Annotated in this window: 11 protein-coding genes; 10 read left to right on the top strand and 1 reads right to left on the bottom strand. The window is 68.9% G+C overall.

Going from position 1 to position 13951, the window contains the following annotated elements:
* Window positions 1-37: 37 nt before the first annotated feature.
* Complete coding sequence (locus B9O00_RS21960) at window positions 38-1078, bottom strand: winged helix-turn-helix transcriptional regulator (RefSeq protein ID WP_200808627.1); 1041 nt, start codon at window positions 1076-1078, stop codon at window positions 38-40.
* Window positions 1079-1452: 374 nt separating this feature from the next.
* Here B9O00_RS21960 and B9O00_RS21965 point away from each other — a divergent pair, with 374 nt between their 5' ends.
* The 10 genes from B9O00_RS21965 to B9O00_RS22005 all read left to right on the top strand — a co-directional run bounded on the left by B9O00_RS21965 (window position 1453) and on the right by B9O00_RS22005 (window position 13911).
* Window positions 1453-3282, top strand: coding sequence for an ABC transporter ATP-binding protein/permease (locus B9O00_RS21965; protein ID WP_085124887.1), 1830 nt, complete (start codon window positions 1453-1455; stop codon window positions 3280-3282).
* Window positions 3279-4529 carry a glucoamylase family protein gene (locus B9O00_RS21970; protein WP_085124888.1) on the top strand — a complete coding sequence of 417 codons (1251 nt, stop codon included), beginning with the start codon at window positions 3279-3281 and terminating at the stop codon, window positions 4527-4529. Before B9O00_RS21965 ends, B9O00_RS21970 begins: the two co-directional genes overlap by 4 nt.
* Window positions 4530-4540: 11 nt before the next feature.
* On the top strand, window positions 4541-5839 hold the full coding sequence (locus B9O00_RS21975) for a glycoside hydrolase family 15 protein (protein WP_085124889.1): 1299 nt from the start codon (window positions 4541-4543) through the stop codon (window positions 5837-5839).
* Window positions 5840-6116: 277 nt separating this feature from the next.
* Window positions 6117-8168, top strand: a complete 2052-nt coding sequence (locus B9O00_RS32645) for an NACHT domain-containing protein (RefSeq protein WP_143596313.1) — start codon at window positions 6117-6119, stop codon at window positions 8166-8168.
* Between the two features lie 80 nt (window positions 8169-8248).
* Window positions 8249-9388 (top strand): NAD(P)/FAD-dependent oxidoreductase, encoded by a 1140-nt coding sequence (locus tag B9O00_RS21980; protein WP_085124890.1) that lies wholly within the window; start codon window positions 8249-8251, stop codon window positions 9386-9388.
* A gap of 62 nt (window positions 9389-9450) precedes the next feature.
* Window positions 9451-9864, top strand: coding sequence for a fosfomycin resistance glutathione transferase (locus B9O00_RS21985; RefSeq protein ID WP_085124891.1), 414 nt, complete (start codon window positions 9451-9453; stop codon window positions 9862-9864).
* 10 nt (window positions 9865-9874) lie between these two features.
* Window positions 9875-10444: a chloramphenicol phosphotransferase CPT family protein gene (locus B9O00_RS21990; RefSeq protein WP_085124892.1), complete on the top strand. Its 570-nt coding sequence runs from the start codon at window positions 9875-9877 to the stop codon at window positions 10442-10444.
* Between the two features lie 188 nt (window positions 10445-10632).
* Entirely contained in the window at window positions 10633-10932 is a 300-nt protein-coding gene (locus tag B9O00_RS21995) for a helix-turn-helix domain-containing protein (RefSeq protein WP_085124893.1), read from the top strand.
* A 16-nt stretch (window positions 10933-10948) separates the two neighbouring features.
* Window positions 10949-12964, top strand: coding sequence for a hydrogenase 4 subunit B (gene hyfB, locus B9O00_RS22000; protein ID WP_085124894.1), 2016 nt, complete (start codon window positions 10949-10951; stop codon window positions 12962-12964).
* Window positions 12961-13911, top strand: a complete 951-nt coding sequence (locus B9O00_RS22005) for a respiratory chain complex I subunit 1 family protein (protein WP_437123424.1) — start codon at window positions 12961-12963, stop codon at window positions 13909-13911. Before hyfB ends, B9O00_RS22005 begins: the two co-directional genes overlap by 4 nt.
* Window positions 13912-13951 lie beyond the last annotated feature (40 nt).

Consider the following 13951-nt stretch of genomic DNA (forward strand, 5'->3'; position numbering starts at 1 on the left):
TGGCCGGCAGGCTGTCAAGGCGCCGGAGCCGCCTGCGCTACTTCAGCGCCAGCGCCGCCTCGGCCGGGTAGTTCATCCGGTAGGCCATGGCCCGCGGCTCGATCGGCTCATGGCAGCGGTCGCAGACCATGACCGGGGTGAAGTCCCGGCCGCAGTCGCGGTGGGTCAGGACCAGGGGCGGCTCGCCGCCGGACAGCCAGCGGTCGCCCCAGACCATCATCATGATCATCGAGCCGTAGAGGTCCTTGCCCTTGGCGCTGAAGCGGTACTCGAAGCGCTCGGGCAGGTCCTGGTACTTGCGGCGTTCCAGGATGCCCTCGGCGACCAGGCGCGCCAGGCGGTCGGCCAGGATGTTGGAGGCGATGTTGAGCCGGGCCTGCAGCTCGTCGAAGCGGCGCGCGCCGAAGAAGGCCTGGCGGATCACCAGGAAGCTCCAGCGGTCGCCGATGATCTGCAGCGTGCGCGCGACCGAGCAGGGCCGGCCGCGCTCGAACTGCGAGGGATCCGAGGCGCGCCGCGAGCGCTTCAACGGCTCCAGCGGCGCGCTGCCGGCGCCGGGCCCGTCGCGGTAGGTCACGCGGGTCGCCTCGACCGCGCCGCCGCAGGCCGAGCAGGCGACGAAGGGATGGCACTCGAGGGCATGGCCCTCGCCCCCGCAATCCTTGTGGATCAGGGTCAGCGGCGGCCCGGCGCCATCGGCCAGCCAGCGGTCGCCGAAGCTGAGCAGCGCGATGAAGCTGGCATAGAGGTCGAGGCCGACCCGGGTCAGTCGGTACTCGTGGCGGCTCGAGGTCTCCGACTGGCGGACCTGGCGCAGGATGCCCTGGCGGGTCAGCTTCTTCAGGCGCTCGGCCAGGGTGCCGCGCGGCAGGCCGAGCCGGACCCGGAAGGTCTCGAAGCGGCGCGCGCCGAAGAAGGCCTCGCGGATCACCAGGAAGGTCCAGGCGTCCGACAGGATGGCGACGGTGCGGGCGACCGAGCAGTTGCGCTCGCGCGGCCTGGCGCCGGCCGCCGCCCGGGTGCGCTTGGCGGCCGGGGGCCGGGTGCCCTCGGCGCGGATCGCGGCGACCTTGCTCAAAGGCCGGCCTGCGGGACGTCGGTCGGTGCTGCGCCGCCGGCCGGGGCGCGGCCCGAAGCGGGCGGGAAGGCGGCGGAACCTGTCATGACGCCCATTTAAGAAGGCCGCCTGCGCCGCGGCAAGTCGTTCGAGTGCCGACGGCACCCTGCCGCGGCACGGCCGCCACCCGGCCGACGCGACCCGCTTTCGCCAAAGTCGGTCCCCAGCATCGTCGGCCGGGCGCGCCTTCCGACCCGGCTTTCCGGTCGGCGACAAGCGTCGTTGCGGCATGGCTCGCCGTCGCGCTGCCCGTCGAATCGCAGCTGCCGGGCGCGTGGCCGCCTGGACTATAGTGCGGGCCCCAGGGTGCCAGAAGCAGAGGATCGGTCGCGTCCATGGCCTCGGTCGCAGAGCCACGCGGAACGGCCCGCGCGAAAGCCGGCGGCGGCCGGCGTCAGGGCAAGGGGCCTGGAGGCGGACAGCCCGGCCGCGGCGATCTGAGGCGCCATGTCGAGGCCTTCCTGCGGGCGGTGCACCGCTTTCCGCGCCGACGCCGCATCTATCTGCTGACCGCGGCGATCGTCGCGGTGCTCTGCGCCACTGCCTACGGCCAGATCCGGCTGAACGCCTGGCAGGGCGACTTCTACGACGCCCTGGCCAAGCACCATCTGACCGCCTTCGTCCACCAGCTGCTGGTCTTCGTCGCGATCGTCGCCGGCCTGCTCACGCTCGGCGTCTCGCAGACCTGGCTGCAGGAGACGATGAAGATCGACCTGCGCGACGCGGTCAGCCGCGACCTGCTGAACCAGTGGCTGCAGCCGCGCCGCGCCTACCAGCTCGCCTGGGCCGGCGACATCGGCGATAACCCGGACCAGCGCATCCACGAGGACAGCCGGCACCTGACCGAGCTCTGCTCCGACCTCGGCGTCGGGCTGCTGCAGGCTTCCCTGCTGCTGGTCAGCTTCGTCGGCGTGCTCTGGGTGCTGTCCGAGCGGGTCGTGCTGCAGTTCGACGGCCAGCGCTTCAACGTGCCCGGCTACATGGTCTGGTGCGCCCTCGCCTACGCCCTCGCCGGCTCCTGGGCGACCTGGCGGGTCGGCCGGCCGCTGATCCCGCTCAACGCCGAGCGCTACGCCCGCGAGGCCGACTTCCGCTTCGCCCTGGTGCACCTCAACGAGGCGGCCGAGGCGGTCGGGCTCTACAGCGGCGAGCACGAGGCGCGGCGCGACCTCGGCCATGCGCTGGAGGAGACCCTGAAGGTGATGCGCCGCCTGGCCCGCGGCCTCGCCAACCTGACCTGGGTGACCGCCGGCTACGGCTGGCTCGGCCTGGTCGTGCCGATCGCCGTCGCCTCGCCGGGCTACTTCAACGGCAGCCTGAGCTTCGGCGACCTGATGATGGTCACCGGCGCCTTCCTGCAGGTCCAGCAGTCGCTGCGCTGGTTCGTCGACAACTTCTCGCGCATCGCCGACTGGCGCGCGACCCTGCTGCGCGTCATGACCCTGCGCCTCACCCTGCCCGAGCTGGAGACGCTCGGCGGCAGCGCCAGCCGCATCACCTTCGGCCGCCACCCGAGGGGCCATCTCGCGCTCGATTCCCTGCGCATCCAGCTGCCGGACAAGCGGGTCAGCCTGACCGAGGGCGACCTGGAGATGAAGCCCGGCGAGCGCGTCGTCATCACCGGCGGCGCCGGCGCCGGCAAGTCGATGCTGTTCCGCGCGATCGCCGGCCTCTGGCCCTGGGGCAGCGGCCAGGTGCTGCTGCCGCCGCCCGAGGAGCTGCTGTTCCTGCCGCAGCGCCCCTACCTGCCGATCGGCACGCTGCGCCGGGCCCTGGCCTATCCGGCTCCGGCCGAGGTCTTCGCCGAGGCCGAGTTCGAGCGCGTCCTGCAGCGGGTCGGCCTCGGCCGCCTGCACAGCCACCTCGACGAGGAGCGGCGCTGGGACAAGCAGCTGGCGCTGGACGAGCAGCAGACCCTGGCCTTCGCGCGCCTGCTGCTGCACCGGCCGGCCTGGGTCGTGATGGACGATCCGCTGAACGCCCTGGAGCTGGCGCGGCGCAGCGAGCTCTGCGGCATCTTCGACCAGGAGCTCGCCGGCACCGCGGTGCTGGCGGTCGGCCGCACGACGGCGGCGGCACCTTTCTTCGGCCGGGCCGTTCCCGTCATCGAGGAACCGGACGGCGTCGACTTCCGACTGCCGCAACTCGGGAGCAACAGTCCATGAGCGATGCCCTCTCCGCACCCGATCGGGACCTGCTCGACGAGCTGCAGCGCCGGACCTTCGGCTATTTCCGGGACTTCGCCCATCCGGTCAGCGCGCTGGCCCGCGACCGCGCGAAGAGCGACGACGACGCGGGCGACGACTTCTGCGCCCTCGGCGGCAGCGGCTTCGGCGCCATGGTGCTGGTCGTCGGGGTCGAGCGCGGCTGGATCACCCGCGCCGAGGCGGTCGAGCGGCTGCTGACCATGACCGGCTTCCTGCTGAAGGCCGCGCGCTTCCACGGCGTGCTGCCGCACTTCCTCGACGGCAAGGCCGGCACGCCGATCCCGCTGAGCCCCCAGGACGACGCCGCCGACCTGGTCGAGCAGGCGCTGCTGCTGCAGGGCCTGCTGACCGCGCGCCAGTACTTCGACGGCGATGCGGCCGGCGAGCGGGAGCTGCGGGAGCGGATCGGCCGGCTGTGGCGCGAGACCGACTGGGCCTGGCACACGAAGGGCGGCGAGCCGGTGCTCTACTGGCACTGGAGCCCGACGTTCGGCTGGGCGATGAACCATCCGATCCGCGGCTGGAACGAGTGCCTGATCGCCTACGTCCTGGCCGCCGCCTCGCCCGACCACGGGATCGACCCCGCCGTCTACCACCAGGGCTGGACCGGCGGGCCCGAGTTCCGCAACGGCAGGCGCTACCACGGCATCGAGCTGCCGCTCGGGCCAGAGGGCGGCGGCCCGCTGTTCTTCGCCCACTACTCCTTCCTCGGCCTCGATCCGCGCGGCCTCAGGGATCGCTATGCCGACTACTGGGCACAGAACGTCGCCCACGTCCGGGTCAACGAGGCGCACTGCCGGGCCAACCCCCACGGCTTCGCCGGCTACGGCGCCGACTGCTGGGGCCTGACCGCGAGCGACGACGACCAGGGCTATGCCGCCCACGACCCGGCCCACGACCGCGGCGTCATCTCGCCGACCGCGGCGCTGGCCAGCCTGCCCTACTGGCCCGAGGCCTCGCTGCGCGCCCTGCGCCATTTCCGCCACGACCTCGGCGGGCGGATCTGGGGCCGCTACGGCTTCGTCGACGCCTTCAACCTCAGCGCCGGCTGGTACGCCACGACCTACCTCGCGATCGACCAGGGACCGATCGTCTGCATGATCGAGAACCATCGCAGCGGCCTGCTCTGGCGGCTCTTCATGAGCTGCCCGGAGATCCAGCGCGGCCTGCGGCGCCTGGGCTTCGAGAGCCCGGCACTGGCCTGAGGCGGACGGCGATGGCGGAGTTCGCCTCCCTCGACGCCTGGATCGAGCGGCAGCGCGTCGCCTCGGCGGAGCGCATGCTGGCCTGCGTCTCGGCGACCGGCCTGGAGCGGCCGGGCCCGCGCCTCGGCCAGGTCATGCGGCCGGCGCCCGGCTCGGTGCTGGCCGCCGCCGAGCCCGATCCCGGGCCGGGCGAGCCCGACTACTTCTTCCACTGGCTGCGCGACGGCGCGATCGTGATCGGCGCGCTGGTCACCCTGGCCCTGCAGGGGCGGCTGCCGGGGAGCGCGAAGGGCCGGCTCGCCGAATCCCTGACCTTCGACCTCTCGCTCGCCCGGCGGGACGGCCGCCGGATCGCCGCCGGGACGGCCTGGCCGCCGCCGCTGCTGCCGACCCTGACGCCCTTCCTGCGGCCGCGCGAGGAGTTCCTGGCGGCGCACGGCACGGCCGTCGCCGGCGAGGTCCGCTTCAACCCCGACGGCTCGCTCGACCTGCTGCGCTGGGGCCGGCCGCAGCACGACGGCCCGGCGCTGCGCGCCCTGACGACCCTGCGGATGCTCGAGGGCGGCCTGCTGGCCGCGGCGGACGAGCGCGCCCGCGCCGAGCGCCTGCTGCGCGCCGACCTCGCCTTCTGCCTCGCCCGCCACGGCCGGCCCGGCTTCGACCCCTGGGAGGAGGAGCTGGGGCAGCACTTCTTCACCCGGCTGGTCCAACGGGCGGCCTTTGCGCGCGGCAGCGCCTGGGCCGAGCGCCGGAACCAGTCCCGGCTGGCGAAGCGCCTCCGGGCGGCGGTCGAGGCGCTGGATGCCGCACTGGCGGGGCACTGGTCAGAGGCCGAGGGCCTCTACCGCAGCCGCCTGCCCGGCCCCGGCATCAGCGAGAGCAAGATCCTCGACAGCGCGGTGCTGGTCGCAGTCGTGCACGCCGGCCCGGCCGAGGGAGCCTTCGGCCTGTTCGACCCCAGGGTCGAGGCGACGGTCGCGCGGCTCGAGGCGTATTTCGCCCGAGACTTCCCGGTCAACGCCGGGCGCAGCGGCACCGACGGCCTGGCGCTCGGCCGCTATCCCGGCGACGTCTACCTCGGCGGCGGCGTCTTCCTGCCCTGCGCCTTCGCCCTCGCCGAGTACCGCTACCGCCGCGGCGAGAGCGCCCTGGGCGACGCGGTGCTCGGCTTCCTGGCCCGGCTGCTGCCGGCCGACGGCCGCCTGCCCGAGCAGCTCGACCGCGCGAGCGGCGCGCCGCGCTCGGCGGGCGACCTCGCCTGGAGCCACGCCGCCCTGCTGACCGCGGTCGCGGCGCGCGACAGGGGCTGATTGGACAAGTTGGAAATACGTTGATGTAGCATGAGGGTGATGGAAGCCGTTTTGGAGAATCTCATTCCCGCATCGCAATCGTTGCGCTACTCTTTCCGTACAGAATAACTCACCGCCGGATCACCCTATTGAAGGTTACGAGTATGGATTGGAAATCGCTTGAACAACGAGTGAGAGACATCTCCGCCCTTCAATTTGGTCGTCGCGGGAAAAAGAGACAATAAACGGAGTGAATTTGGACTGTGTAATAAAAGTTGACGCGGACCAATGGATAATTGTGGAGATCTCAAAGAGGCGGGATCTCGACAAAGTTAGAACGGATGTCAATCGGTTAGTCTTGGTCAGGAGGCATCTTTATGATCATAAAAATATTATGTCAAAATGCTATTTTGTCTGTCTGTATGAACCAACGGATGCAATGAAAGACGCCGGGAAACCTCATAATATTGAAGTTCTCTCAAGGGAAAGTTACGAGTCTAAGTTCTTTGATTATGGTCTTTATGTATCCGCTCGCTCAAAACTTCAATTTGGCAGCTCCGTTCACCCCATAACAGGAAAGCCTGATACAACAGCATACGTACCCGTTCAGTATACATTTAAAGAACCAAACAAAGAAGAAGACATCGATGGCCTTTCAGAGATAATACGCACCTCAAGAAAATGTGTCATAACCGGTGAATATGGGTCGGGGAAAAGCCGTTGCGTGAAAGAAGTTTTCCTCAAGCTCTCCCGTGAAAGCAGTGAAGCATATTATTTCGCAATCGACCTCAAAACGACATGGGGATTGCAGTCTGGACAAGAAATAATTCGTCGCCATTTCGACCAACTGGGACTTAGTGACGAATCTGACTTTGCGATTCGGGCACTCAATGCTGGTCATGTTGGGTTGTTATTAGATGGATTTGACGAAGTTGGCTCTCAATCATGGAGTGACGACCCACAGACATTACAGAGAATTCGATTCGACTCATTGCGAGGAGTTCGGGACCTGATACAAGCGTCTGACAAAGGGGCCTTGATCACCGGAAGAGAGCATTACTTTAACAGTACCGGCGAAATGATGAAATGCCTGGGTTTAGAAAAAGAATCCACATTGGAAGGACGGTGCAAAGATGAGTTTAGCGACGAGGAACTTGAGCGCTTTCTAAATCTAATAAGTGACAGCGTACTCATCGTCCCTGAATGGCTTCCGCGACGTCCGTTGATGTGCCAAGCCATAGCCTCGCTGGACGAAGAAGAGCTTGCAATAATACTCGAAGATGACAACGGAGATATCAGTTTCTGGAATACCTTCTTGACAGTCATGTGCAGAAGAGAAGAGAGAATAAGAGAAATATTAGATGCAGATTCAATTAAGAGCATTTTGGTTAGATTAGCACGAATGACAAGGGCGAAAGACGAAGACGTTGGACCGATAAGCTACTCTGAGATTCAGGACGCCTTTGAGAGCGTACTGGGTACCCATCCCGTACAGGAAGCATCTGTGTTGTTGCAGAGGCTACCGGGACTTGGCCGAACCAGCTTGGACAATGACGATCGGAGGTTTATTGATACGTACATACTAGATGGATTAAGAGCTATCGATCTAGTGAAGAGCATCGAGAGTTTTGATCTAGCGCTTCCGCGAGAAAGCTGGCAGAATCCGCTTTCTGAACTTGGCCAGAGGGTTCTAGCAAAAGAGCTTTCAAATGAAAAGCGGTTAAGCTCCGCTCTGAGTTATGTTCACAAAATCAATGGCGGGGAAAACAAAATTGCGGGATGCGACATTGCATGCTCTTTACTGAGAACTAATGCTAGCGCCCTGGACTTCAAAAACATGACTTTGGTAGAGGGGACAGTGCTTTCTCTTGATTTTTCTCATGTTCTTGCCAAAAATCTAGAGTTTAAGTACTGCATCATTTACAAGATGACACTGCCGGACCATCCCATAGATGGCGTTAAGATAACTAGCTGCGTGATACAAAAGGCGCTTGGCGTATCAGGACCCCGGGGGTTGCCAATTTGGGTTCAAGAAAGCGAGATATCCGAGTTCGAACCAGTTTCCACCGTCTCTGCTATCAAAAATGTTAACCTGACGCACCAACACAAAATACTTGTCACCATTCTAAAGAAGACCTTCTTCCAGCCCGGCTCTGGACGCCAGGAAGCCGCCTTGCTTCGCGGGCTCGGTCAGGTCGACCGCCATGGGTACACGGAAAAAATACTTGGAGTGCTGATATCTGAAGGAATTCTTAGGAAAGTGCGCGGCGATCATGGGAATCTTTTTGTTCCAGATCGAAAATTCAGCGCCAGAGTGGGAAAAATGTTGTCAGAATTAAACTTAAGCTAGGATCAGATCTGGATACAAGTTGATGCGCTCTGAATGCGAACTGTAACTAAACCTGTGGCGCCATCGCGGGTGTGCCGTCCATGAAAGTGATCGTCGTCGGCGCCGGCATCCTCGGCGCCAGCACCGCCTGGCATCTCGCGCGCGAGGGGGCCGAGGTCGTGCTGGTCGACCGCGACGACCGGGGCCGGGCGACGGCGGCCGGCGCCGGCATCGTCTCGCCCTGGGGCTCGAAGCTGGAGAACCCGGCGGGCTACGGCCTGCTGGCCGACGGCGCCCGTTACTATCCCGAGCTGCTGGCGGCGCTGGCGGAGGACGGCGAGACGGACGTGGGCTATGCCCGGGTCGGTGCCCTCTACGTGCCCGACGAGCCCGACACCCTGGACGCCGCCGAGCGCCGGATCCGAGCGCGCGCCGCCGAGGCGCCGGAGGCCGGGCGGATCGAGCGGCTGGCGCCGCAGCAGGCGCAGGCCCTCTTCCCGCCGCTGCGCCCCGACCTGCCGGGCGTCTTCGTCGAGGGCGGCGCGCGGGTCGACGGCCGCCTGGTGGCCGAGGCCCTGGCCCGCGCGGCCTCGCGTCGGGGGGCCCGGCGGATCGAGGGCTCCGCCGGGCTGCTGCTGCGCGGCGACCGGGTCGCGGGCGTCACGGTGGGGAGCGAATCGGGTGGGGGCGAGACGATCGAGGCCGACTGGGTCGTGGTCGCCGCCGGAGCCTGGGCGGCAGAGCTGCTGGCGCCGGCCGGGATCGCCCTGACGGTCGCGCCACAGCGCGGCCAGATCGTCCATCTGCGCCGGCCCGGCGCCGAGACCGCCGGCTGGCCGAGCCTGCAGCCGCTCAACAGCTACTACCTGCTGGCCTTCGCGGACTCGCGGGTGGTGATCGGCGCGACCCGCGAGACCGGCTCGGGCTTCGACCACCGGCTGACCGCGGCCGGCGTCGCCGAGGTGCTGAACGCCGGCCTCGCGACCGCGCCGGGCCTCGCCGACTGGCCCCTGCACGAGATCCGCATCGGCTTCCGGCCGCTCGCCAAGGACAACCGGCCGCGGCTCGGCCCGGCCGAAGGGGTCGAGGGCCTGCTGATCGGCAACGGCCTCGGCGCCGGCGGCCTGACCATGGGCCCCTTCGCCGGAAGGCTGCTGGCCCAGGCCGCGCTCGGCCGCGAGACCACGGTGCCGCTCGCTCCCTTCGATCCGCTGCGCAAGCCGCCCCGCGTCCATCGCTGAGCGGCGCTGGCTGAATCGCGGAACCGAGGGCAGACTGGCCGCCGGGCTTCGGAGCGGCTGCCATGATCACCGGCCTCAACCACGTCACCCTGGCGGTGCGCGACCTCGAGCGGTCGTTCCGCTTCTACACGGAGGTCCTGCAGTGCCGGCCGCTGGCGCGCTGGCGCAGCGGTGCCTACCTGCTGGCCGGCGAGCTCTGGCTCTGCCTCAGCCTGGACGAGACGACCCGTCCCGAGCCGCTGCCCGAGTACACGCACCTCGCCTTCGACGTGCCGGCCCGGGACTTCGGCCGGCTGGCGGCCCGGATCCACTCGGCCGAGGCGCTGCTCTGGAAGGACGACAGGAGCGAGGGCGATTCGCTCTATTTCCTCGATCCCGACGGCCACAAGCTGGAGATCCACGTCGGCGACTGGCGTTCGCGGCTCGCGGCCATGCGCCGGTCGCCCTGGGATTCCGAGACGGTGTTCTTCGACTGAGGCTTCCCCGATGACCCGTCCCGCGAGCGGTCCCGGCCGCATCCTGCTGCTCAACGGCTCCAGCAGCGCCGGCAAGAGCTCGATCGCCAAGGCCCTCCAGGAGATCGCCGCGGAGCCCTGGCTGCACGTCGCGATGGACGACTTCCTGGACATGCTGCCGGCTGCTTGTTGGGGCCACGCCCAGGGCGTCGTCTTCGAGCCGGTCGAGGAGGCGGGAGCAGCGGCGCTCGCCGTGCGCAGCGGACCCGTCGCCGAACGGGCCCTGACCGGCATGCGCGAGGCCGTCGCCGCCCTGGCCCGGGCCGGCAACGACCTGATCGTCGACGAGGTGCTGCTCGGCGGCGCCGCCGCCGACTACCGGGCCCGCCTCGCCGGCCTCGAGGTCCGCTGGATCGGCGTCTTCGCGCCGCTCGCCGTGCTGGAGGCGCGCGAACGCGCCCGCGGCGACCGCCGCCTCGGTCTCGCGCGCTGGCAGCACGAGCGGGTCCACGAGGGCGTCGACTACGATCTGACGGTCGGCAGCGCCGCGGCGACGCCCCTCGACTGCGCCCGCCTGATCAAGGAGCGGTTCGGCCTGTAGGGGCCGGGCCTGGCGCTCGACGCCGAATCCGTCGTCCCGGAAGCCTTCGGGCTCTCGGGCTCGCCTGGCGTCCGGGATGACGGGCCGAGGCCCAACTCACTGTTCACGCCTCATTACTGATGCTTGAAACATCATTAAGCCTGTCGTATACAGCAACCCTCATCTCAAGCGCATGAGGCCTCAGCCCCATGATCACCGCCGCCCAGCTGCGCGCCGCCCGCGCCCTGCTCGGCATCGACCAGCGCCGGCTGGCCGAGCTGTCGAGCCTGTCGGTGCCGACGATCCAGCGCATGGAGGCCAGCGACGGGGTGATCCGCGGCAATGTCGATTCGCTGATGAAGCTGGTCGGCGCGCTCGACTCCGCCGGCATCGAGCTGATCGCCGAGAACGCGGCCAGCCAGGGCGGTGGCCGGGGCATCCGGCTCAAGGCGCCGGCCGAGAGCGAGACCGTCGCGCCGGCCTCCCTCCCCTCCGGCAACGGCGCCTAGGAGGCCGCGCGGCACCATGTCCCTGCTCGTCGTGCTCTGCTGCGTCGCCGCGCTGCTCGGCACGGCCGTGCTCGGGGTCGCCGCGGCCCGCCGGCCGGCGGGCCGGCCGCTGGTCTACGGCGCCAGCCTGCTGCTCTGCCTCCTGGTCCTGGCCGCGGCCCTCGACAGGCTGCTCGGCGGCGGCGCGACGCCGGCCCTGACCCTGCCGCTCGGCCTGCCCTGGATCGGCGCGCGCTTCGCGCTCGACCCGCTCGCCGCCTTCTTCCTGGTCGTGGTCGCCCTGGGCGGGGCGGCGGCCAGCCTCTACGGGCTCGGCTACGGCCGCCACGAGGAAGCGCCGCAGCGGGTGCTGCCCTTCTTCCCGGCCTTCCTGGCGGCCATGACCCTGGTCGTCGCCGCCGCCGACGCCTTCAGCTTCCTCCTGTCCTGGGAGTTCATGTCCCTGGCCTCCTGGGCCCTGGTCATGGCGCACCATCACGAGGCGGAGAACCGGCGTGCCGGCTTCGTCTACCTGGTCATGGCGAGCTTCGGCACCCTGTCGCTGCTGCTCACCTTCGGCCTGCTCGCCGGCCCCGGCGGCGCCTACGGCTTCGCCGAGATGCGCGCGGCGGCCGCCGGCGGCCACGACGTCGTCGCCGCCCTGGTGCTGGCCCTGGCGCTGCTCGGCGCCGGCTCCAAGGCGGGCCTGGTGCCGCTCCACGTCTGGCTGCCGCTCGCCCATCCGGCGGCCCCCAGCCACGTCTCGGGGCTGATGAGCGGCGTCATGACCAAGGTCGCGATCTACGGCTTCCTGCGCATCGTCCTCGACCTCTCGGGGGGTGCCACCTGGTGGTCCGGCATCGTGCTGCTGTGCCTGGGCAGCGCGACGGCGGTGATCGGCATCCTCCACGCCCTGATGGAGAGCGACCTCAAGCGCCTGCTCGCCTACAGCACGATCGAGAACGTCGGCGTGATCTTCGCCGGGCTCGGCCTCGCCTTCGCCTTCAAGGCCGACGGCCTGGGCCTGGCCGCGGCGCTGGCCCTGACCGCGGCCCTGTTCCACGCGCTCAACCACTCGCTGTTCAAGAGCCTGCTGTTCTTCGGCGCCGGCGCGGTGATGACCGCGACCGGCGAGCGCGACCTGGAACGGCTCGGCGGACTGATCCACCGGCTGCCGGTCACCGCCGTCGTCGCGCTGGCCGGCTGCCTCGCGATCTCGGCGCTGCCGCCGCTCAACGGCTTCGCCTCCGAGTGGCTGCTGTTCCAGGCCGTGCTGAAGAGCCCGGACTTGGCGCAGTGGGGCCTGAAGATCCTGGTGCCGGCGGTCGGCGGCCTGCTGGCCCTGGCCGCGGCGCTGGCGGCCGCCTGCTTCGTCAAGCTCTACGGCGTCGGCTTCCTCGGCCGGCCGCGCAGCCCCGCCGCTGCCGGGGCCCGCGAGGTCGAGCGCTGGATGCTCGCCGCGATGCTCGGCCTGGCCGCGCTCTGCCTCGCCGCCGGCCTGCTGCCGGGCCTGGTCATCGACGGCCTGGCGCCGGTGACGCACAGCCTGCTGGGCGCCGCCATGCCGCTGCAGCGCGAGGTGCCCTGGCTGTCGATCGTGCCGATCGCCGAGAGCCGCAGCTCCTACAACGGCCTGCTGGTCTTCCTCTTCATGGCGATCTCGGGCGGCCTCGCGGCGCTGGCGGTCCATCGCCTCGCCAGCCGGGCGCTGCGGCGCGGCCCGGCCTGGGGCTGCGGCTTCCCCGATGCCGTGCCGGCCGGCCAGTACTCCGCCGCCAGCTTCGCCCAGCCGATCCGCCGCGTCTTCGGGCCGCTGCTGTTCGCCGCCGCCGAGCGGGTCGAGATGCCGCCGCCCGGCTCGCTGGCGCCGGCCCGCTTCGAGCTCGCCCTCACCGACCGCGTCTGGGAGACGCTCTACGCGCCGCTCGGCCGCGCCGTCGGCTTCGCCGCCGACCGCCTCAACGGCCTGCAGTTCCTGACCATCCGGCGCTACCTCAGCCTGGTCTTCCTGGCCCTGGTCACGCTGCTGCTGGTGCTGGCCCTATGGTCATGATCTCCGACCTCCTGGTCCAGGGCGCGCAGATGGCCCTGGTGCTGCTGCTGGCGCCGCTGCTGACCGGCTTCGTGCGCAAGGTCAAGGCGCGGCTGCAGCGCCGGCGCGGGCCTTCGCTGCTGCAGCCCTATCGCGACCTGCTGCGGCTCACCCGCAAGGAGGTCGTGCTGGCCGAGAACGCCTCCTGGCTGTTCCGCGCCGTGCCCTACCTGATCTTCGCCGCGACCTGGGTCGCCGCCTCGCTGGTGCCGACCTTCGCGACCGGCCTGGTGTTCAGCTGGTCGGCCGACCTGATCGCGATCATCGCGCTGCTCGGCACGGCGCGCTTCTTCCTGGCGCTGGCCGGCATGGACGTCGGCACGGCCTTCGGCGGCCTGGGCTCCAGCCGCGAGGTGATGATCGCCTCCCTGGCCGAGCCGGCGATGCTGCTGATCGTCTTCAGCCTGGCCCTGCTGGCCGGCTCGACCCAGCTCTCGACCGTCGCGACCTTCATGACCGAGCCGGGCGTCGGCCTGCGCGTCACCCTGGGCATGGCGCTGATCGCGCTGATCATGGTCGCGGTCGCCGAGAACGGCCGGATCCCGATCGACAACCCGGCGACGCACCTGGAGCTGACCATGGTCCACGAGGCCATGGTGCTGGAGTACTCGGGCCGGCATCTCGCGATGCTCGAGCTGGCCGCCTCCCTCAAGCTGCTGCTCTATCTCTCGCTGATCGCCTGCGTCTTCCTGCCCTGGGGCATCGCGACGGCCGGCGCCGGGCCGCTGGACGCGCTGGTCGGCGTCGCGGCCTGGCTCGCCAAGCTGGCCGCCGGCGGCCTGCTGCTGGCCCTGCTCGAGACGGTCACCGCCAAGCTCCGGGTGTTCCGCGTGCCGGAGTTCCTGGGCGCTGCGCTGATGCTCGGCCTGCTCGGCACCCTGCTGCTGTTCGTCTCCCGGAGCCTGTGATGGTGAGCCTGTGATGGTGAGCCTGTGATGGGGAGCCTCT

This window comes from Tistlia consotensis USBA 355, from assembly GCF_900177295.1.
GTDB lineage: Bacteria > Pseudomonadota > Alphaproteobacteria > Kiloniellales > DSM-21159 > Tistlia > Tistlia consotensis.